This window comes from Aeromonas allosaccharophila, assembly GCF_016026615.1.
GTDB classification, from domain to species: domain Bacteria; phylum Pseudomonadota; class Gammaproteobacteria; order Enterobacterales; family Aeromonadaceae; genus Aeromonas; species Aeromonas allosaccharophila.
Genome location: NZ_CP065745.1, coordinates 3,942,568 through 3,962,500, shown reverse-complemented (window position 1 = coordinate 3,962,500; position 19,933 = coordinate 3,942,568). Strand labels below are relative to the sequence as shown.

16 protein-coding genes and 6 tRNA genes (1 of these 22 cut by a window edge) are annotated in these 19,933 nt (G+C 60.0%); 8 read left to right on the top strand and 14 right to left on the bottom strand.

Annotated features, from left to right (window positions below; genetic code table 11):
• Together rapA and rluA are read left to right on the top strand one after the other, a co-directional pair.
• Nucleotides 1-2,510 carry the 3' portion of an RNA polymerase-associated protein RapA gene (gene rapA / locus I6G90_RS18170; RefSeq protein ID WP_197928601.1) on the top strand. Its footprint begins 358 nt before the window's first position, so only the last 2,510 of its 2,868 coding nucleotides appear in the window; the start codon falls outside the window, past its left edge; its stop codon occupies nucleotides 2,508-2,510.
• A 115-nt stretch (nucleotides 2,511-2,625) separates the two neighbouring features.
• The gene (gene rluA / locus I6G90_RS18165; RefSeq protein ID WP_111809435.1) at nucleotides 2,626-3,282 is read left to right on the top strand and encodes a bifunctional tRNA pseudouridine(32) synthase/23S rRNA pseudouridine(746) synthase RluA; all 657 of its coding nucleotides are present in this window, start codon (nucleotides 2,626-2,628) and stop codon (nucleotides 3,280-3,282) included.
• Nucleotides 3,283-3,354: 72 nt separating this feature from the next.
• Here rluA and I6G90_RS18160 read toward each other — a convergent pair whose 3' ends face one another.
• The 5 genes from I6G90_RS18160 to treR all read right to left on the bottom strand — a co-directional run bounded on the left by I6G90_RS18160 (nucleotide 3,355) and on the right by treR (nucleotide 8,587).
• Nucleotides 3,355-3,543: a hypothetical protein gene (locus tag I6G90_RS18160; protein ID WP_005336040.1), complete on the bottom strand. Its 189-nt coding sequence runs from the start codon at nucleotides 3,541-3,543 to the stop codon at nucleotides 3,355-3,357.
• Between the two features lie 120 nt (nucleotides 3,544-3,663).
• Nucleotides 3,664-4,284, bottom strand: coding sequence for a sugar O-acetyltransferase (locus I6G90_RS18155; protein WP_197928599.1), 621 nt, complete (start codon nucleotides 4,282-4,284; stop codon nucleotides 3,664-3,666).
• A gap of 3 nt (nucleotides 4,285-4,287) precedes the next feature.
• Nucleotides 4,288-5,949 (bottom strand): alpha,alpha-phosphotrehalase, encoded by a 1,662-nt coding sequence (gene treC, locus I6G90_RS18150; RefSeq protein WP_197928597.1) that lies wholly within the window; start codon nucleotides 5,947-5,949, stop codon nucleotides 4,288-4,290.
• Nucleotides 5,950-6,016: 67 nt separating this feature from the next.
• Nucleotides 6,017-7,447, bottom strand: coding sequence for a PTS trehalose transporter subunit IIBC (gene treB / locus I6G90_RS18145; RefSeq protein WP_197928595.1), 1,431 nt, complete (start codon nucleotides 7,445-7,447; stop codon nucleotides 6,017-6,019).
• 192 nt (nucleotides 7,448-7,639) lie between these two features.
• Complete coding sequence (treR, locus tag I6G90_RS18140) at nucleotides 7,640-8,587, bottom strand: trehalose operon repressor TreR (protein WP_197928593.1); 948 nt, start codon at nucleotides 8,585-8,587, stop codon at nucleotides 7,640-7,642.
• 137 nt (nucleotides 8,588-8,724) lie between these two features.
• Between treR and I6G90_RS18135 the strand changes: the two genes are divergently transcribed.
• From I6G90_RS18135 to pbpG, 6 genes are all read left to right on the top strand, one after another.
• Nucleotides 8,725-9,675 (top strand): AEC family transporter, encoded by a 951-nt coding sequence (locus I6G90_RS18135; RefSeq protein ID WP_058053362.1) that lies wholly within the window; start codon nucleotides 8,725-8,727, stop codon nucleotides 9,673-9,675.
• Between the two features lie 172 nt (nucleotides 9,676-9,847).
• The gene (locus I6G90_RS18130; protein ID WP_197928591.1) at nucleotides 9,848-10,042 is read left to right on the top strand and encodes a heavy-metal-associated domain-containing protein; all 195 of its coding nucleotides are present in this window, start codon (nucleotides 9,848-9,850) and stop codon (nucleotides 10,040-10,042) included.
• A 130-nt stretch (nucleotides 10,043-10,172) separates the two neighbouring features.
• Nucleotides 10,173-11,231, top strand: coding sequence for an L-asparaginase 2 (gene ansB / locus I6G90_RS18125; RefSeq protein ID WP_197928589.1), 1,059 nt, complete (start codon nucleotides 10,173-10,175; stop codon nucleotides 11,229-11,231).
• Between the two features lie 234 nt (nucleotides 11,232-11,465).
• On the top strand, nucleotides 11,466-12,758 hold the full coding sequence (locus I6G90_RS18120) for a hemolysin family protein (protein WP_197928587.1): 1,293 nt from the start codon (nucleotides 11,466-11,468) through the stop codon (nucleotides 12,756-12,758).
• Between the two features lie 18 nt (nucleotides 12,759-12,776).
• Nucleotides 12,777-13,442, top strand: coding sequence for a DedA family protein (locus I6G90_RS18115; RefSeq protein WP_058053366.1), 666 nt, complete (start codon nucleotides 12,777-12,779; stop codon nucleotides 13,440-13,442).
• 159 nt (nucleotides 13,443-13,601) lie between these two features.
• Nucleotides 13,602-14,429, top strand: coding sequence for a D-alanyl-D-alanine endopeptidase (gene pbpG / locus I6G90_RS18110; RefSeq protein ID WP_197928585.1), 828 nt, complete (start codon nucleotides 13,602-13,604; stop codon nucleotides 14,427-14,429).
• 333 nt (nucleotides 14,430-14,762) lie between these two features.
• Here pbpG and I6G90_RS18105 read toward each other — a convergent pair.
• The 9 genes from I6G90_RS18105 to alaS form a co-directional block, all read right to left on the bottom strand.
• A tRNA-Arg gene (locus I6G90_RS18105) sits at nucleotides 14,763-14,839 on the bottom strand.
• A gap of 28 nt (nucleotides 14,840-14,867) precedes the next feature.
• Nucleotides 14,868-14,944, bottom strand: a tRNA-Arg gene (locus tag I6G90_RS18100).
• Nucleotides 14,945-14,972: 28 nt separating this feature from the next.
• A tRNA-Arg gene (locus I6G90_RS18095) sits at nucleotides 14,973-15,049 on the bottom strand.
• A 25-nt stretch (nucleotides 15,050-15,074) separates the two neighbouring features.
• Nucleotides 15,075-15,151 (bottom strand) — tRNA-Arg (locus tag I6G90_RS18090).
• Nucleotides 15,152-15,251: 100 nt separating this feature from the next.
• Nucleotides 15,252-15,328, bottom strand: a tRNA-Arg gene (locus I6G90_RS18085).
• A 3-nt stretch (nucleotides 15,329-15,331) separates the two neighbouring features.
• A tRNA-Ser gene (locus I6G90_RS18080) sits at nucleotides 15,332-15,424 on the bottom strand.
• A 214-nt stretch (nucleotides 15,425-15,638) separates the two neighbouring features.
• Complete coding sequence (csrA, locus tag I6G90_RS18075) at nucleotides 15,639-15,827, bottom strand: carbon storage regulator CsrA (RefSeq protein WP_005336053.1); 189 nt, start codon at nucleotides 15,825-15,827, stop codon at nucleotides 15,639-15,641.
• Nucleotides 15,828-15,930: 103 nt separating this feature from the next.
• Nucleotides 15,931-17,169, bottom strand: a complete 1,239-nt coding sequence (locus I6G90_RS18070) for an aspartate kinase (protein ID WP_163127421.1) — start codon at nucleotides 17,167-17,169, stop codon at nucleotides 15,931-15,933.
• 16 nt (nucleotides 17,170-17,185) lie between these two features.
• Nucleotides 17,186-19,810 (bottom strand): alanine--tRNA ligase, encoded by a 2,625-nt coding sequence (alaS, locus tag I6G90_RS18065; protein ID WP_197928583.1) that lies wholly within the window; start codon nucleotides 19,808-19,810, stop codon nucleotides 17,186-17,188.
• Nucleotides 19,811-19,933: the final 123 nt, after the last annotated feature.

Below are 19,933 nucleotides of genomic sequence, written 5' to 3'. Positions count from 1 at the left end.
ACCGGATGTCCCGCTTTACCCTGCGCTACGAGGCGTTGATCAACCAGCACCAGCGTCGTCGCAATCCGACTCGCGGTCTGGCCGGTGGCCGGGTCAGCCTGATCCCGCACCAGCTCTATATTGCCCACGAAGTGGGTCACCGCTACGCCCCGCGCGTACTGCTGGCCGATGAGGTGGGTCTGGGCAAGACCATCGAAGCGGGCATGATCATTCATCAGCAACTGCTCTCCGGTCGCGCCCATCGCGTGCTGATCCTGCTGCCCGAAACCTTGCAGCACCAGTGGCTGGTCGAGATGCTGCGCCGCTTCAACCTGCACTTCTCCCTGTTTGACGAGGAGCGCTGCATCGAGGCATTCGCCGATGCAGAGAACCCCTTCGAGACCGAACAGCTGGTGATCTGCAGCCTCGACTTCCTGCGCAAGAAGCGTCGTCGCTTCGAACAGGTGCTGGAAGCCGAGTGGGATCTGCTGGTTGTCGACGAGGCACACCATCTGGAGTGGAGCGAAGATGCCCCCAGCCGCGCCTACGAAATGGTGGAAGCGCTGGCCGAACAGGTGCCGGGCGTACTGCTGCTGACCGCCACCCCGGATCAGCTGGGCCACCAGAGCCACTTTGCCCGTCTGCGCCTGCTCGATCCCGAGCGTTTCTACGACTACGAGGCCTTCCTCGCCGAGGAGCAGGCCTATGGCCAGGTCGCCAGCGCCGCGCAAGAGCTGCTGGAAGGCGAGACCCTGAGTGATGAAGCCAAACAGATCCTCGCCAGCCAGCTGGAAGGGCTGGATTTGAGCGATGCTGCGGCCCGTCAGCAGGCTGTCGCCAAGCTGCTGGATCAGCACGGCACCGGCCGGGTGCTGTTCCGCAACAGCCGCACCAATATTCAGGGCTTCCCCGAGCGTCATCTCAACGTCTACCCGATGCCACTGCCGGATCAGTACAAGACCGCCATCAAGGTAATGGGCATGATGGGTGGCAACGGTGGCGATTTGCAGACCCGCGCCCTGCGTTACCTCTACCCCGAGAAGATCTTCCAGCAGTTCGAAGGCGACAACGCCACCTGGACCCAGTTCGACCCGCGCGTCGAGTGGTTGCTGGGGCTGCTGCTCTCTGCCCGCCAGCAGAAGGTGCTGGTGATCTGCTCCGAAGCGGCCACCGCTCTCGCACTGGAAGAGGCGCTGCGCACCCGTGAAGGGATCCGCGGCACCGTATTCCATGAAGGGATGTCCATCCTCGAGCGGGACAAGGCCTCTGCCTATTTTGCGCAAGAGGATGGTGGCGCCCAGGTACTGCTCTGCTCCGAGATCGGTTCAGAAGGTCGCAACTTCCAGTTTGCCAGTCATCTGGTGCTGTTCGATCTGCCGCTCAACCCGGACCTGCTGGAACAGCGCATCGGTCGACTGGATCGTATCGGTCAGCAAAATACCGTCGAGATCCACGTTCCCTATCTGGAGGGCACCTCCCAGCGCGCCCTGCAGCTCTGGTATCACGATGGTCTGGACGCGTTCGAGCAGACCTGCCCGACTGCCCGCCCGGTATTCGAAGCGGTGCGTGACGAACTGTTCGAGCTGCTGGCCGCCAACACCGGCGATCAGGCCACCCTCGACGCTCTGCTGATCAAGACCCGCGAACTGCACGAGCCGCTCAAGGCCCGTCTGGAACAGGGTCGCGATCGCCTGCTGGAGATCCACTCCAGCGGTGGCGCAGCCGCCCAGCAACTGGTCGACAAGCTGGCCGCCGAAGATGACGACACCGGCATGATCTCCTTCGCCCTCAAGATGTTCGACGAGATCGGCGTCAACCAGGATGATCGTGGTGAGAATGCGCTGGTGCTGACCCCAGGGGATCACATGCTGGTCTCCAGCTTCCCGGGCCTGCCGCAAGATGGCATGACCATCACCTTCGATCGCAATACCGCCCTGTCGCGGGATGACATGGCGCTGCTCTCCTGGGATCACCCCATGATGCGCGGCGGTATCGACCTGATCCTCGGTTCCGAGATCGGTGCTACCTCGGTTGCCCTGCTCAAGAACAAGGCGCTGCCCATCGGCTCCATCCTGCTTGAGCTGATCTTCGTTGCCGAGTCTGCGGCCCATCCCCAGCTCTACCGTTTCATGCCGCCGACGCCGATCCGTCTGCTGATGGACAAGAACGGCCAGAATCTGGGTGAAAAAGTGGCGTTCGATGCCTTCAACCGCCAGCTGACTCCGGTCAACCGCCACCTCGGCAGCAAGCTGGTCACCGCGTCCCAACCGGTGATCCACGGTCTGATTGGCAAGGCTCAACCGATTGCCGAAGAGCTGAAAGCCGGGATTGTCGACAAGGCCCGTGCCCAGATGGCGCAGACACTGCAGCAGGATCTGGATCGTCTGGAAGCGCTCAAAGCGGTCAACCCGAACGTGCGCGACAGCGAACTGGATTATCTGCGCAATCTGCAGGCAGAATTGCACCACCTGATCGATCAGACCCAACTCAAGCTGGATGCCATCCGCTTTATCGTGGTCACCCATAACTGACAAGGTACCGACCGACAGCGGCCAGACCCAGCTCAAACTGGATACCCAATGCCGCTTTATCGTGGTTACCCATAACTGATGGGGGCTTGCCCCCACCTTCTGATGCGAGACATTTATGTTTGAATACTCACCGCCTCTGGAACCCTGGCTCGATATCCTGTTCAAGGACAAGGACATCATGGTGGTCAACAAGCCCACTGGCCTGCTGAGCGTCCCCGGGCGCGGCCCCGAGAATGAAGACAGCGTCCTGCATCGGGTGAAGCAGCAGCACCCCAAGGCGGCGGCGGCTCATCGCCTCGACATGTCCACCACGGGCGTCATTGTCATTCCCCTCAATCCCAATTCACATCGGGAGCTGAGCCGACAATTTCGCGAGCGGGAGACCGAGAAGCACTACCTAGCCTGGGTGTGGGGCGAGCCGGAGGCCGAGTCGGGTCAGGTAGACCTGCCGCTCTGCGTCGACTGGCCCAACCGCCCGAAACAGAAAGTTGACCACGAAGAGGGGCGTCACGCCCTGACCCTGTGGCAGAAACTGAAGGTGGAGAACGGCAACAGCCTGATCAAGCTGACCCCCATCACCGGTCGCTCGCACCAGCTGCGCGTCCATATGCTGGAGCTGGGGCACCCCATTCTGGGTGACAACCTCTACGCCCATCCGGATGCGCTGGCGGCAGCGCCTCATCTCTACCTGCATGCGGCCAGCCTGACCATCAGCCACCCCCGCAGCGGCGAGCGGATGACCTTCGAGGCGCCAGCCCCCTTCCCGCTCTGAGCGGAAGAGGCTCGCGCCAAATCGCAGAGATAAAAAAGCCCCCATCGCGAGATGGGGGCTTTTTCATTAGGGTCAGACGCGAATATCGATCTTGCTTCCCAAAGAAGCGCTGGCCGATGTCGGTGCAACCGGCGCTGATTGCGCTGCGTTTTGCAGCAGCTTCAGCGCAGCTTCGCCCTCTTGGGTCTGCTGTTTCTTGGCCAGACTGGCCGTCATCAGAGCAGAACCAAACGACGCATTTGCAGAACTTGATATATCCATAGGGTTCCTCCTGCACTCAACAGTATCGGCCAAGCGGCCCGGAACATAAGCACTGAATACAAAACAATCTGAAAGTCGCTTTTTTATCAATCAGATAGCGCGAACATTCATGGCCCCTGTTCACCGCTGGATGACGCCTTCAAGCTCCTGTGCCGTCATCGGTCGAAGCACCTTGCAAGGGTTGCCGGCCGCCACCACGTTGGCGGGCACATCTTTGGTCACCACCGAGCCTGCGCCGATGACGCTGTTGTCACCGATAGTGACGCCGGGGCAGATCACGACGCTGCCGCCAATCCAGACGTTGTGGCCGATCCGCACCGGCTTGCCAAACTCCACCCCCTTGATACGCGGCGCGACGGCAACGGGGTGAGCGGCGGTGTAGATCTGCACCCCGGGCGCCAGCAGCACGTTGTCGCCGATATGCACCTCACAGACGTCGAGGATGGTGCAGTTGAAATTGGCGTAAAAATTCTCTCCCACATGGATATTTGCGCCGTAGTCGCAAAAAAATGGCGGGGTAATAAAACAGCGCTCAGCACGGCTACCGAGCAAACGCGTGAGGCGATCATCCCATCCAGGGGAATTGGTCGGCTCTCGGTTCAGCTCACCCAGTAATGCACGACACTGTTCGCGTGCCGCAACCAGAGCAGGATCACCCGCATCATAGGGCTCCCCCGCCACCATCTTTTGCCATTCCGCACCACGCACTATTACCGGTGCCTTCGTCATCACCTCGTTCATTCACTACTCCATCAGCCAGATCAGGGATTCATAAGGGCGCAGCATACCCGATTGCGGTCTGGCCGGGCTATCGGGGTAATTGCCGAGCAGCAGTCGACCTTGCCCGCTTTGCAGCTCGGCAGGCAAGGCAAACTCCACCGGCTCGCCGTAGAAGTTGCTCACCACCAGCAGGGTCTGACCGTTGGCGCGGCGGGCATAGGCCCAGATCTGCGGGTGCCCGGTCAGCAGCTCCTGATAATCCCCCTGAGTGATGATGGGGTGCGCCTTGCGCAGGCGGATCAGATCCCGGTAGTGCCAGAACACCGAGTTCTGGTCGGCCAGCGCCGCCTCGGCATTGATCTCGGAATAGTTGGCGGCTGGCTTGAGCCAGGGCATCCCGTTGGTGAAACCGGCGTTGGGGGCGGCACTCCACTGCATCGGGGTGCGCGAGTTGTCGCGGGACTTGGCGCCGAGAATGGCGAGGATCTCGGCCTCACTCATCCCTTCCGCCTGCTTGATGGCGAAGATGTTGCGGCTCTCCACGTCCTGATAGTCATCGATGCGCTGATAGCCGGGATTGGTCATGCCGATCTCCTCCCCCTGATAGATGTAGGGGGTGCCCTGCAGGCCGTGCAGCGTGCTGGCCAGCATCTTGGCGGCCACTACCCGATGCTCGCCCTCGTCACCGAAGCGGGAGACGATGCGCGGCTGATCGTGATTGCACCAGAACAGCGCCGACCACCCCTTGCCGTGCATGCCGCTCTGCCAGTGGTTGAAGATGCGCTTGAGTTCGAGGAAATCGAACGGCGCCTTGGTCCACTTGTCGCCGTTGGGGTAATCCACCTTGAGGTGATGGAAGTTGAACACCATGGAGAGCTCGGAGCCATCGAGGGCGCCATAGCGCTGGCAGTGCTCCAGCGAAGTAGAGGACATCTCCCCCACCGTCATGGCGCCCACCGGGGCAAACACGTCGCGGCTCACATCCTGCAAAAATTCGTGGATACGCGGCCCGTCAGTGTAGAAGCGGCGGCCATCGCCAATCTCGTCGTTCGGGAACGCCTGATCCTTGGAGATGAGGTTGATGACGTCGAGGCGGAAACCGTCTACCCCCTTTTTGGCCCAGAAGTGGATGATGTTTTTCACCTCGGCGCGCACCGCCGGATTTTCCCAGTTGAGATCCGCCTGCTCGCGGGCAAACAGGTGCAGGTAGTACTGACCGGTAATCTCATCAAAATCCCAGGCGCTGCCACCAAACTTGGATTGCCAGTTGTTGGGCACGCCGCCATCCACCGGATCGCGCCAGATGTAGTAGTCGCGGTAGGGGCTGTTTTTATCCCCCAGCGCTGACTTGAACCAGGCGTGCTCGGTGGAGGTGTGGTTCACCACGATATCCATCACGATGCGGATGTCGCGCGCGTGGGCGGCAGCCAGCAGCGCCTCGAAATCTGCCATGGTGCCGTAGGCGGGGTCGATGGCGTAGTAGTCGGCGATGTCGTAGCCGTTGTCCACCTGCGGGGAGACGTAAACCGGGGTCAGCCAGAGGGCATCGACGCCCAGCGTCTTGAGGTAATCGAGGCGGGCCATGATCCCCTTGAGATCTCCGGTGCCACGGGCGCCGGAATCCTGAAAGCTCTTGGGATAGATCTGGTAAATCACGGCGCTCTGCCACCAGGGTGTTTGGCTCATGGCTCTTTCTCTTGTCACAAATTGAAATGGGAGAGGGCGACCCGCAAGGTCGCCCTGACAATCAGATTCAGGCACTCGCTTCAGCCAGCTTGCCGGCCGCTTGCTGGCGCTTGTAGACCAGCAGGGTCAGCACCACCGGCACCACGATGGCGACCAGCATGGCGAGGGAGTAAACGGCCCAGTATTGCGGCTGGATGGAGAGGATGCCCGGCAGGCCGCCGACCCCGATGCCGTTGGCCATCACCCCGGCGAAACCACAGATGAGGGCCGCAAGGCTCGATCCCACCATGGCGCACAGCATGGGGAACTTGTACTTGAGGTTGATACCGTACATGGCCGGTTCGGTCACCCCGAGGTAGGCGGAGATGGCGGCAGGCACCGAGATCTCCCGTTCGTTCTCCTTGCGGCTGATGAGGATGATCCCCACCACGGCAGACGCCTGAGCGATGTTGGAGAGGGCAATGATCGGCCAAATCGGGGTACCACCCATGCTCTGCATCAGCTGCAGATCCACCGCATTGGTGGTGTGATGGATGCCGGTGATGACCAGCGGCGCATAGAAGAAGCCGAACAGGGCGGCACCGATGGGAGCGAAGGAGCCGGTCATGGCCGCCTTGGCTGCGAAACCGACGCCATCACCCAGCCAGCGACCGAACGGACCGATAAAGGCGTGGGCCACAATCACCGCCAGCAGCAGCGAGACAAACGGCACAATCACCAGATAAAGGTAGGCCGGAATGATCCGCTTGAGGTTGGTCTCCACCCAGGCGAGGAACACGCCCGCCAGCAGCGCCGGAATCACCTGGGCCTGATAACCCACCTTCTGGATCACGAACAGACCGAAGTCCCACACCTCCGGGGTCTGCTGGCCGATGCCATAGGCGTTCATCAACTGCGGCGACACCAGCGTGATACCAAGCACGATACCGAGGATCTCGGAGCCACCCATCTTCTTCACTGCAGACCAGCAGACGCCCACCGGCAGGAAGTGGAAGATCGCCTCGCCCAGCAGCCAGAGGAAGGCATGCACCTGAGCCCAGAACTGGCTGATCTCGGTGAGGGTGTGAGTACCATCGTCGAACATCTTGATGTCGCCGATGACGTTGCGAAAGCCCAGGATCAGACCGCCGGTGATGATGGCGGGCAGCAGCGGCACGAAGATCTCCGCCAGATGGGAGATGCCGCGCTCCAGCGGGTTCATGTTCTGGCGCGCCGCCTGCTTGGCGGCCTCCTTGCTGCCACCGCTGACGCCGAGCTCTTCGGTCAGCGCCTTGTACCACTGCTCCACCTCGTTGCCGATCACCACCTGGAACTGACCGCCCTGGGTGAAGCTTCCCTTCACCGCCGGGATGGTTTCGATGGCCTTGCTGTCAGCCTTGGCCGGATCGCTGAGGACGAAGCGCAACCGGGTCAGGCAGTGGCTGACGGTGGCGATGTTCTCCTTGCCACCGATCTTGTCGATCAGGATGGCCAGGTGCTGTGCGTTGATCTTGGACATGGGTCTTCCCTCTGTGACGCCATTGAATAGTGGTCTGCATCGCCCTTGCGAGCTACTCTTTGGGCTCGAGCGTTTTTGGTATCGTTCCCATTTAGCATGCCGACAATCTCGCCAGATCAAAATGGGAACGTTCCCAATTCGTGGCCAGCGTCACAAAAAGCGCGTTTTTTGTTCAATCCAGAGTGATGGGGCTCACAGGGTGCGGCAGGGTGCTATGGTCGCCAGCGGCGGCTGCTCCTGCTCGATCTGGCCAAGCAGCTGGCGGGCCGCCTGCTCCCCTGCCCCCTTGTAACCGAGATCCAGGGTGAGGGCGTTGGGGAAGAGGAAGGTGAGCATGGAGTTGTTGCCAAGGCCGGTCACCAGCACCTCGCTACGCCCTTGTTCTTGCAGGTATTTTGCCGCGCCGATGGCGAGGGTATCGCTGGCGCAGACCAGTGCGCCGGTCGTCGGGGTGAGCAGCTCGGCAGCCAGCCGGTAGCCGCTTTGCAAGCTGAGATCGCCGAGGGCGCTGCGCGCCGCCAGCCCCTGCTCGGCGCAATAGCCGAGGTAGGCGTCGAGTCGGCGCTGGCCGGTGGTGAGGTCGGCGGTATCCACCCCCAGATAGGCGATGTCGTGGATACCGCGGGCAGCGAGCTGGCCCAGCATGGTGCGCACCGATCCGGTATCGTCGAAGCAGACCGAAGAAAAACCGGGGTATTCACGGGCGACCAGCACCAGCTTCTCTTTCAGCGGCGCCATGGCGGCATAGTCCAAGTCATTGAAGGCGAACAGGATAATGCCATCCACCCCGCGCCGCTCCAGCACCGCCAGATGCTCCTGCACCTTGGCGGGGGAGAACTTGCTCTCCATCAACACGGCATCGTAGCCACGCTGGTAGAGGGTCTCCAGCATGCCGCGCACCGCCTGATTCTCCGAGCTGGAATCGAGCCGCGAGACGATGATCCCCACCACCTGCTGACTCTGGCTGCGCATGGCCCGCGCCGACTTGCTCGGCACGAAGCCATGCTCGGCGATGATCTGCTCCACCCGCTCGCGGGTCTCCTGCTTCACCTTGGGATCCTGATTGAGCACCCGGGAGACGGTCGACTTGCCGACGCCACTCAGTCGGGCGATATCGAGGATGGTCAGTTTCTTATCCATGAATTGGCTCACAGGAGGCTAGGCGGTGGAATTGCCCACATTGTTGTGATTAACCCCTGTGAATACAAGCCCATGGCGTTAGAATGCCCTTTTTGCCCCGCCGTCCGGGTGTGTGGGCACAGCACAGGATGCTCATCATGGATCTGCTGGCCAGTCTGCTCTTCTCCCTCTCCATCACGGGCCCCATCTGCGTGGTGCTGCTGCTCGGCATCTTGCTCAAGCGGCTGGGACTGCTGCCGGATCCTTTTACCGAATCCGCCTCGCGACTGGTGTTTCAGGTCACCCTGCCTGCCCTGCTCTTTCTCAGCATTCTGGGCACCAACTTCGCCACCATGCCGAGCCTCTGGTTTATCGGCTATGGCCTGCTGGCCACCGTTATCAGCTATCTGGTGCTGGAATTGCTGGCCGGGCGTTTTATCGGCGAGCAACGGCTGCGCGGCATCTTCGTGCAGGGGAGCTTTCGCGGCAACAGCGCCATCATCGGGCTCGCCTATGTGCAGAACGCCTACGGCCACGAGGGGTTGGGGGCGGCGGCCTTCTATGTCGGCGCGGTGACCGTGCTCTACAACATTCTCGCGGTGATCACCCTCACCCGCAGTCTCGGCGGCGCCACCGGCATTCGCCCCATTCTGCTCGGCATCATCAAGAATCCGCTGATCATCGCCATTGTGGCGGCGCTGCCGTTTACCCTGCTCGGCATCAAGATGCCGCAACTGCTGCTCACCACCGGCAGCTACTTCGCCAATATGACGTTGCCGCTGGCGCTGCTCTGCACCGGCGCTTCTCTCAGTCTCGACGCCCTGCGCGGTGGCGCGGCGCTGGCAGGTTGGGCCAGCATCATGCGGCTCTGCCTCATTCCGGCAGCCTTCACCCTGGGGGCCGCCCTGCTCGGTTTCAGCCATCTGGAACTCGGCATTCTGTTCCTCATCAGCGCCACCCCGACCGCCGCGGCCAGCTATGTGATGACCCGCGCCATGGGGGGCGACAGCGTACTGGCCGCAAACATCATCGCAACCACCACCCTTGGCTCGCTGGTCACTACCAGCCTGGGGGCCACCCTGATGAATTACCTCGGTTTGATGTACTGACCCTGCCAAAGGAAACTGCCAACCTCATCGCCAGCACGAACCTTAGCTCGCATGTCACCCACACACCGCCGGGAGCAACCCGGATGAACTATCTGGGCCTGATGTACTGACTGCTTGACCTTGCCGGAGGCGGCAGCTTTAGGCTGGCGCCCATCAACAGAGGAGATATCCCATGACCATCGAACTCACCGTGTCCGGCATGTCCTGTGGTGGCTGCGCCGCCAGTCTGCAAAAAGCGTTGCTGGCCCAGCCTGCGGTAACCACCGCAACCGTCGATTTCGCCAGTAGCAAGGCCGTCATCGAAAGCGGGCTGAGCAAGGCCGAGCTGAAAGCCCTGATCGAAGCCCAGGGCTTTCAGGTAGGTTAATTTATCTCTATAGAGGTATTAAACAGGTTAAAAATCTGTACCAAGCTGTCTTTTGGTGAGTTTTATCACAGATATTGCTGTTTAAATGGGCAAACTTGCTGCGATTATTCCAACCATAAGGATTTGCAGCATGACCCTACCGATCCGCAAGACCCTGCTCGCCGCCGTCGTTGGCCTGACTCTCTCCCCCATGGCAATGGCACTGCCCAGCGTCCATATTCTGGCGACCGGCGGCACCATCGCCGGGGCAGGCCAGTCGGCTACCCAGTCCAACTACGAGGCTGGCAAGGTAGCCATCGAGACCCTGATTGCTGCCGTTCCCGAGATGAAGAACGTCGCTGACGTGCAGGGTGAGCAGGTAGTCAAGATCGGCTCCCAGGACATGAACGACGAGGTGTGGCTCAAGCTGGCCAAGCGGGTCAACGAGCTGCTGGCCAAGGATGACGTGGATGGCATCGTCATCACTCACGGCACCGACACCATGGAAGAGACCGCCTACTTCCTCAACCTGACCGTCAAGAGCGACAAGCCGGTAGTGCTGGTTGGCGCCATGCGCCCCTCCACCGCCATGAGTGCCGATGGCCCGCTCAACCTCTACAACGCAGTGGTGACTGCCTCCGACCCGAGCTCCAAGGGCCGTGGCGTGATGGTGGCGATGAATGACACCGTGCTGGATGCCCGTGACGTCACCAAGACCAACACCACCGGGGTGCAGACCTTCGCCTCCCCCAACTTCGGCCCGCTGGGTTACATCCACAACGGCAAGATCGACTATCAGCGCAGCCCGGCCCGCCAGCACACCAGCAAGACGCCGTTTGACGTGAGCAAGCTCGACAAGCTGCCGCAAGTGGGCATCGTCTACAACTATGCCAACGCCACCGATCTGCCCGCCAAGGCGATGGTGAACGCCAAGTTCGACGGTATCGTCAGTGCCGGTGTGGGTAACGGCAACCTCTACCATACCCTGTTCGATACCCTGGCTCAGGCGAGCAAGGATGGTATCCGCGTGGTGCGTTCCGCCCGCGTGCCGACCGGCGCCACCACCCTGGATGCCGAGATCGATGATGCCAAATACGGCTTCGTGGCCTCCGGCACCCTCAACCCGCAAAAATCCCGCATCCTGCTGATGCTCTCCCTGACCCAGAGCAAGGATCCGGCCCAGATCCAGCGCTGGTTCCAGCAGTTCTGATAAAGGTTGTCTGACAAGTAATGAACAAGGGCGGGACTTCCCGCCCTTTTCCATCCCGTAGTGTCCACCTCGCCACGCGCTCCGTCTCGCTGGCTCCATCCTTGCCCCTTTTCTCGGCATTGCGGACTCTCGTCAGCAAATTAGCGAGCCGGATCACCCGCTTTCACAAGCGCATCGCGGCCAAATTCATTACACTGCCAGCGATCTTATCTACTCAAGAGGTGCTGTTGCTGTATGGAAATATTGATCCTGCTGGGATTGATTTTGCTTAATGGCGTCTTCGCCATGTCAGAAATCGCCATCGTCACCGCACGCAAGGCACGCCTCGGCAAACTGGCCAATGAAGGCAACCGCTCCGCCGCCATCGCCCTCAAACTGGGTGAAGACCCGACCCATTTTCTCTCTGCCGTCCAGATCGGTATCACCAGCATTGGCCTGCTCAACGGTATTTATGGCGAATCGCTACTGGCCCAGCCCTTCTCGCTCTGGTTGCAGGAGTGGGGACTATCCCCCAAGAGCAGCGGCCTGATCGCCACCGTCATCGTGGTGGTGGTGGTTACTTACCTCTCCATCGTGGTGGGGGAGCTGGTGCCCAAGCGGCTTGGCCAGCTCAATGCCGAGCGCATCGCCTGCCTGATGGCCCGCCCGATGCACTGGCTCGCAACCCTGACTCGCCCCTTCGTCTGGCTGCTGTCTGCCTCCACCAATGCCAGCCTGCGGCTGCTGCGGGTCAACCAGAATGGCAGTAACAATGTCACCGAGGAGGAGATCCACGCCATGCTGGTGGAAGGATCGGAAGCCGGGGTGATCGAGGATCATGAACACACCATGCTGCGCAACGTCTTCCGTCTCGACGAGCGCAGCCTCTCCTCCCTGATGGTGCCGCGCAGCGATATCCGCTATCTGGATCTGGCGCTGCCGCTGGAGGCCAACCTGCAGCGGCTGGTGGAGTATCGCCACAGCTATTTTCCGGTCTGCGACGGCAACCTGTCAGAGCTGGTGGGGATCATCAATGTCAGCAAGGTGCTGCACGCCTATATCAAGGGAGAGCCTATCGATCTGTCGGCCCTGACCCAGGAGGGCAGCCTGCTGCCCGAAACCCTCAACGGCGTCGAGCTGCTCAACCACTTCCGCACCCACAGCGAACAGATGGTGCTGGTAGTGGACGAATATGGCGAATTACAGGGGCTGGTCACCCAGCAGGATCTGCTGGAGGCGCTGGCGGGGGATTTCCAGCAGGAGGATGGCAGCGACAACTGGGCATTCCGGCGCGCCGACGGCAGCTGGCTGCTCGATGGCCTGATCCCGCTGCCGGAGTTGAAGGACTGTCTGGAGCTGGTTCGTCTGCCAGAAGAAGAAAAACATCACTATCACACCCTCGGAGGGCTTATCATGCTGCTCCTTGGTCGTGTTCCACACACCGGAGACCTGGTGACACTGGAACAGTGGCAACTGGAAATTGTTGACATGGATGGCCTGCGCATCGACAAGGTGCTCGCCATGCCCTTGACCGATCAACCCAGCTAACCTGCGGAGTTTGCAAGTATGGAGCAGTTTTACCAACTGGCTCACGCCTTTATGAATCACGATCTGAACACACTTTCCGATCCCAAGATGGCCTTCATGATCTGTGGTGTGATTTTGACGTTTCTGGTACTGGAGAACGGATTCATCCCTACCGCCTTTCTGCCCGGTGACAGCCTGCTGCTCCTCACCGGCGTGCTTATCTATCAGGATGTATTGTCACTCGGAGTGATCCCGCTGCTGATCATGGCCACCTTTGTCGGCACCTGGCTCGGCTACATGCAGGGGCGCTTCCTCGGCCATACCCAGCTCTACCACCGGCTGATGTCCCACGTGGAAGAGCGACACCAGCAGAAGGTCTACCACCTGCTGGACAAGTACGGGATCATCACCCTGATCACCGCGCGCTATATCGCCTTCGTGCGCACCGCCTACCCCTATATCGTCGGTGCCACCGAGCTGCCGCAGGGGCGCTTTCTCATCGTCAATCTGATCAGTTCCATCATGTGGATCTGCCCGCTGGTCGGCACCGGCTACTACCTGAGCCACACCAAGCTGGCAGCCGAATACCAGACCCAGTTCTTCAACATCATCATCTATCTGCCGGTGGTCCTGCTGGTAGGTGGCATGGTGGCGCTGGTATGGCGCTGGATCAGCAAACGCAAGGCCGCGCAGCCGCGGGATTGACCCCTCGCGCAACGCCCGACCCGAAAGCCCTCGCCAGAGGGCTTTTTTGATCCCCTATTTTGCGCAAATAGCAGAAATAGTCCCGCTCGGCCCTTGTAAAGCCGGGGTAAAAATGAGTGAATCTAGCGCCTTTTTTTGGATGGGAATGGAGTCGGTTGTATGTGGTGTCGGATTCGCGCAGCAGCGCTGGTTGTCGGGTTGATGGGAATGCTGGGATTGCCTGCGGTCAACGCGGCACCCAACCCAGCCAAACTGGAAGTACGCTCAAGCAGCGCCCTGGTCGTGGATGTAAAAACGGGCAAGACGCTCTACCAGAAGAATGCCACCAAGGTACGTCCCATCGCCTCCCTCACCAAGCTGATGACAGCGCTGGTGGTGCTGGATGCCAAGCAGAATCTCAACCAGACCATCACGGTCGACAAGAACGATCTGGATCGGGTCAAACACACCCACTCCCGCATCCGCATGGGCACCAAGGTGACCCGTCGCGATGCCCTGCATCTGGCGCTGATGTCCTCCGAAAACCGGATGGCCTCGGCACTGGCGCGTCACTATCCGGGTGGTCGCAGCGCCTTCGTGCGGGCCATGAACAACAAGGCCAGAGCGCTCGGAATGCGCAATACCCACTTCTACGACTCCACCGGCCTCTCCACCCGCAACGTCTCCACCGCCCAGGATCTGGGCAAGCTGGCCGCCGCCGCCTATCGTCAGCCGCTGATCCGTCAGTTCACTCAGGATGAGAACCGTGAGATGCGGTTCAGCTCCCCCGCCTACAGCCTGATGTTCAACAACACCAACCCGCTGGTGAAAAACCCGGATTGGGACGTGCGCCTCTCCAAAACCGGCTTCACTGACGAAGCGGGCCGCTGTCTGGTGATGCGCGCCAAGCCGGACAATCAGGAGCTTGCTATCGTGCTGCTCAACTCGGTGGGCAAACGCACTCCCATCGGCGATGCCAACCGCATTCGCAAATGGCTGAAAAGCTGAGTAATGCTCTCAACACCAAAGGATGCTGCGGCATCCTTTTTTATTGCCCGCAGAACGCCTCAGCAGGCCTTACGGGATGTTGATAGCCAAACCCTCAGTGATGAGCTGCGCGCAGTCCCCCGCAGCAACAGCAGGCATACAGCCCGCTTGCAGATGAGGCAAAGGGTGGCACCGTTCAGAAGAGCGCGGCGCAATAACAGAAGGGGGAGAAAAGAGAACAAGAACAGACTGGCAGGAGAGTGACCCGGACGCCACAGCGAACGCGGATCCACACGACAGGGGTAAATTTCGCCCATAAAAAAACAGCCCCGACCGAAGTCGAGGCTGTCTGTATGGTGCGCCCGAGAGGATTCGAACCTCTGACCACCTGGTTCGTAGCCAGGTACTCTATCCAGCTGAGCTACGGGCGCTCATAAACTTTTGATACTGCTTGAAATATGGTGCGCCCGAGAGGATTCGAACCTCTGACCACCTGGTTCGTAGCCAGGTACTCTATCCAGCTGAGCTACGGGCGCTCACAAACTTTTGGTACTGCTTGAAAAATGGTGCGCCCGAGAGGATTCGAACCTCTGACCACCTGGTTCGTAGCCAGGTACTCTATCCAGCTGAGCTACGGGCGCTCATAAATCGTTGTGTCGTTTTAAATGGTGCGCCCGAGAGGATTCGAACCTCTGACCACCTGGTTCGTAGCCAGGTACTCTATCCAGCTGAGCTACGGGCGCCCTGTTTTAAAACGATAAAAAAAGCTTACTTATCAGTAAGCCTTTTCCAAAGTGTCGACTTGCTGATGGTCAACACATGACTCTTGCTTGAGTCGTAATATGGTGCGCCCGAGAGGATTCGAACCTCTGACCACCTGGTTCGTAGCCAGGTACTCTATCCAGCTGAGCTACGGGCGCAAATGGCGGAGAAGGGGGGATTCGAACCCCCGATGCGGGTATAAGCCGCATACTCCCTTAGCAGGGGAGCGCCTTCAGCCTCTCGGCCACCTCTCCGTTTGCGGGGCTGATAATACTTCACAGGGATTTTTAGTCAAACACTTTTTTGGAGAAAAAAGCGCGTTCGCTCAGCATTTGGCCAAAGCGTGGAATATTCAAACAATATCGGCACTTATCCCGCAGTTTCGCACCTTGCAGGGCGATTTTTGGGGGGCCAGAAAAACAAAAGGCGACACATAGGGTGTCGCCTTGTCACAGCCATGAACGCAGCTTAGAAGCCCGGTTGGCCCGGTACTTTCTCGGCCTGGATGCGCTGGTAGATCTCTTCGCGGTGCACGGAGACCTCTTTCGGTGCGTTCACACCGATACGGACCTGGTTACCTTTAACGCCCAGTACGGTGACAGTCACTTCATCACCAATCATCAGGGTTTCCCCAACACGACGAGTCAAAATAAGCATTCGCTTGCTCCTGTATCCTGTTTTGTTTTTATATCGATATGCGACATTATCTTACAAAGATACCGATATGGTAAATGGTTGAAACTAAATCAATCAGAGATTGTTAGCCCAAGGGCTGCTCCTGCGGTGCCTGATCCAACCCGAAAGCCGCGTGCAGGGCGCGCACTGCCAGCTCCAGATACTTCTCGTCAATGACCACAGAGATTTTGATTTCAGAGGTCGAGATCAACTGCATGTTGATCCCCTCCTCGCCCAATACCTTGAACATGGTGCGCGCAACACCGGGATGGTTCCACATGCCGACACCGACAATGGAAACCTTGGCAATCTCGCCATTTCCCTGCACGCAGGAGGCGCCCAGCGCAGTGGCGGTCTCCTCCAGCAGTGCCCGGGCACGGCGGTAGTCGTCACGATTCACCGTGAAGGTGAAATCGGCGGTGCCATCTCCCAGGGTGTTCTGCACAATCATGTCGACATCGATGTTGGCGTCGCTGATCGGATTCAGGATCTGCGCGGCAACGGTTGGTCTGTCCGGCACGCCCAGAATGGTCAGGCTGGCCTCGTTGCGGTTAAAAGCGATCCCGGATACCAGGGGAGCTTCCATCCTATCACCTCCATATGTGATTAAGGTTCCCTCTCCATCGATAAAGCTCGACAGCACCCGCAGCGGGACGCGGTACTTGCCCGCAAACTCCACCGAGCGGATCTGCAGCACCTTGGCACCGAGACTTGCCATCTCCAGCATCTCCTCGAAGGTGATGGTGTCGAGACGACGCGCCTTGGGCTCGATGCGCGGATCCGTGGTGTATACCCCATCCACATCGGTAAAGATCTGGCACTCATCGGCCTTGATGGCCGCCGCTACGGCAACCGCCGTGGTGTCCGAGCCACCGCGGCCCAGGGTCGTGATGGCGTTATGCTCGTCACGGCCCTGGAAACCGGCGATCACCACCACCTTGCCCGCCCCCAGTTCAGCCTGAACCAGCTCGGTGTCGATGTGGGTGATGCGCGCCTTGCCATAAGCGGAATCGGTATGAATGCGCACCTGATCACCGGTCATTGAGACCGCAGGACAACCGCGTTTGTTCAACGCGATCGCCAGCAGCGCTATGGTGACCTGCTCACCGGTGGAGACCAGCACATCCATCTCGCGCCGGTTGGCATCAGGATCCAGCTGCTGGGCCATGCCCAGCAACCGGTTGGTTTCGCCCGACATGGCGGAGACAACCACTACCACGTCGTGTCCCTGGGCGCGGGTCTGCTCGACCCGCTCAGCTACCGCCTCGATCCGCTCCAGTGTGCCGACCGAGGTGCCGCCGTACTTCTGTACATAGAGTGCCACAGATCACCTCGCCCTATTACAGGCGCTCTTCCAGCCAGGAGTGAACGGATTGCAGCGCTGCCGGCACCGCCTCAGGCTGGGTACCACCCGCCTGTGCCATGTCCGCACGACCACCGCCCTTGCCACCCACCTGCTGGGCAACCAGATTGACCAGCTCACCGGCCTTGACCTTGCCGGTCAGGTCGTTGGTGACACCCGCGATCAGGTTAACCTTGCCGTCGGCACAGGTGGCCAGCAGCACGACACCGGACTTCATGCGGTTTTTCAGCTCGTCCAGCATGCCGCGCAGAGATTTCGGATCGGCCCCTTCCAGTGCTGCAACCAGCACCTTCTGACCATTGATCTCGATCACCTGACTCAGCAGATCGTTACCGGCCTGAGCGGCCAGCTTGGCCTTGAGCTGCTCCAGCTCGCGCTCCATCATCTTGGACTTGTCCAGGATCTGGCGCACTTTGCTGCCGATGGAGAACTGATCACCTTTCACCAGTGCAGCAGCCTCTTCAAACTGCTCGGCCAGCTGGTGCATGAAGTCAATGGCGCCCTTGCCGGTCACCGCTTCGATACGACGCACACCAGCGGCGATACCGCTCTCGGCGATGATCTTGAAGAAGCCGATGTCACCGGTGCGCTTGGCGTGAGTACCGCCACACAGCTCGGTGGAGTAGTCGCCCATGCGCACCACGCGCACGTCGTCTTCATATTTCTCACCAAACAGCGCCATGGCGCCGGCAGCCTTGGCGGCTTCCAGATCCATCACCTGAGTGCTGACTTCGTAGTTGGCACGGATCTGGGCGTTGACCAGCTCTTCGATGCGACGAATGGTCGCCATGGTCAACCCCTCGAAGTGGGAGAAGTCGAAACGCATGCGCTCGGCCCCCACCAGAGAACCTTTCTGGGTCACGTGATCACCCAGTGACTGGCGCAGGGCGGCGTGCAGCAGGTGAGTCACGGAGTGGTTCAGAGCAATGGCCTGACGGCGATCGCCATCGACCACGGCTTCCACTTCGGCGCCCTTCTCCAGGGTACCCAGCTCCATGTAACCCTTGTGGATGATCGCCTTGCCCGCTTTCTGGGTGTCGGTCACGGCAAAGATGCCGTCGTCCACTTTCAGGGTGCCACTATCGCCCACCTGACCACCGGACTCGGCGTAGAAGGGGGTCTGCTCCAGCACGATGACCGCTTCGTCACCGGCGATCAGGCCATTCACCTCGTCGGTGCCCTTGTAGATGCCGAGCACACGGGTGCGCTCGCTCAGGTTCTTGTAACCGGTGAACGGGGTTTCGAAGTCGAGCTTGAGCATCTCGTTGTAGTTCACGCCGAAGCTGGAGGCCTCTTTGGCACGAGCACGCTGCTTCTCCATCTCGACGGTGAAGCCCTCTTCATCGATACCGATGTCGCGCTCGCGCACCACGTCAGCAGTCAGGTCGGCCGGGAAGCCATAGGTGTCATAGAGCTTGAACACCACCTCGCCCGGCACGACTTTGGCGTCGCCCAGGTTGGCCAGCACATCTTCCAGCAGCAGCAGACCGCGATCCAGGGTGCGGACGAACTGCTCTTCCTCGATGCGCAGCACGCGCTCGACCAGCGGCAGCTGGGCGATCAGCTCGGCGCCCACATCCTTCATCTGCACCGCCAGCTCGGCAGCCAGTTTGTAGAAGAAGACGTCGGTAGCACCCAGCTTGCGACCGTGGCGCACGGCGCGACGGATGATGCGGCGCAGCACATAGCCGCGACCTTCGTTGGACGGCATCACGCCATCTGCCACCAGGAAGGCGCAGGAGCGGATGTGGTCAGCGATGACGCGCAGGGACTGGTTGCTCAGATCTGTGGTACCGACGATCTCGGCCGCTTTCTTGATCAGCGCCTGGAAGATGTCGATTTCGTAGTTGGAGTGGACACCCTGCATGATGGCGGAGATACGCTCCAGACCCATGCCGGTATCCACAGACGGACGGGGCAGCGGCTCCATGGTGCCGTCAGCCTGACGGTTGAACTGCATGAACACCACGTTCCAGATCTCGATGAAACGGTCGCCATCCTCTTCCGGCGAGCCGGGACGACCACCCCAGATGTGATCGCCGTGGTCATAGAAGATCTCGGTGCAGGGACCGCACGGGCCGGTATCACCCATCGCCCAGAAGTTGTCGGAGGCGTAAGGGGCACCCTTGTTGTCACCGATGCGCACGATACGATCGGCCGGTACACCGACCTCTTTCTCCCAGATATTGAACGCTTCATCGTCAGTCGCGTAGACGGTCACCAGCAAGCGATCTTTCGGCAGCTGCAGCACTTCTGTCAGGAAACCCCAGGCAAACTTGATGGCGTCATGCTTGAAGTAGTCGCCGAAGCTGAAGTTGCCCAGCATTTCGAAGAAGGTGTGGTGACGGGCGGTATAGCCGACGTTTTCCAGGTCATTGTGTTTACCACCGGCACGGACACAACGCTGGGACGTGGTGGCGCGGTTGTAGGCACGCTTCTCGGCGCCAAGGAACACATCCTTGAACTGGTTCATACCCGCGTTGGTAAACAACAGGGTCGGGTCGTTATGCGGTACCAGCGAGCTGGAGGAGACAACCTGGTGTCCCTGGGAACGGAAATACTCGAGAAACGCAGCGCGTATCTCTGACGTGGACATATACATGGAAAATCCTGCTTGATTCGAATACGGACTTTTAACCGCATTAATGTAAGTTTTCTGCGGGGTAAAGTAAAACGTACAGGCCCGTCACGGGCGAAAAAGCGCGCATAAATGGATACGAAGAGA

Bases quoted from the DNA above. Each gene is read 5' to 3' on its own strand.
- I6G90_RS18135 (WP_058053362.1), top strand. From the start codon at position 8,725: ATGGATCTGCTGGCCAGTCTGCTCTTCTCCCTCTCCATCACGGGCCCC.
- I6G90_RS18155 (WP_197928599.1), bottom strand. From the start codon at position 4,284: ATGAACGAGGTGATGACGAAGGCACCGGTAATAGTGCGTGGTGCGGAA.
- rluA (WP_111809435.1), top strand. From the start codon at position 2,626: ATGTTTGAATACTCACCGCCTCTGGAACCCTGGCTCGATATCCTGTTC.
- I6G90_RS18160 (WP_005336040.1), bottom strand. From the start codon at position 3,543: ATGGATATATCAAGTTCTGCAAATGCGTCGTTTGGTTCTGCTCTGATG.
- treC (WP_197928597.1), bottom strand. From the start codon at position 5,949: ATGAGCCAAACACCCTGGTGGCAGAGCGCCGTGATTTACCAGATCTAT.
- treB (WP_197928595.1), bottom strand. From the start codon at position 7,447: ATGTCCAAGATCAACGCACAGCACCTGGCCATCCTGATCGACAAGATC.
- I6G90_RS18120 (WP_197928587.1), top strand. From the start codon at position 11,466: ATGGAAATATTGATCCTGCTGGGATTGATTTTGCTTAATGGCGTCTTC.
- csrA (WP_005336053.1), bottom strand. From the start codon at position 15,827: ATGCTTATTTTGACTCGTCGTGTTGGGGAAACCCTGATGATTGGTGAT.
- I6G90_RS18115 (WP_058053366.1), top strand. From the start codon at position 12,777: ATGGAGCAGTTTTACCAACTGGCTCACGCCTTTATGAATCACGATCTG.
- treR (WP_197928593.1), bottom strand. From the start codon at position 8,587: ATGGATAAGAAACTGACCATCCTCGATATCGCCCGACTGAGTGGCGTC.
- ansB (WP_197928589.1), top strand. From the start codon at position 10,173: ATGACCCTACCGATCCGCAAGACCCTGCTCGCCGCCGTCGTTGGCCTG.
- alaS (WP_197928583.1), bottom strand. From the start codon at position 19,810: ATGTATATGTCCACGTCAGAGATACGCGCTGCGTTTCTCGAGTATTTC.
- pbpG (WP_197928585.1), top strand. From the start codon at position 13,602: ATGTGGTGTCGGATTCGCGCAGCAGCGCTGGTTGTCGGGTTGATGGGA.
- I6G90_RS18130 (WP_197928591.1), top strand. From the start codon at position 9,848: ATGACCATCGAACTCACCGTGTCCGGCATGTCCTGTGGTGGCTGCGCC.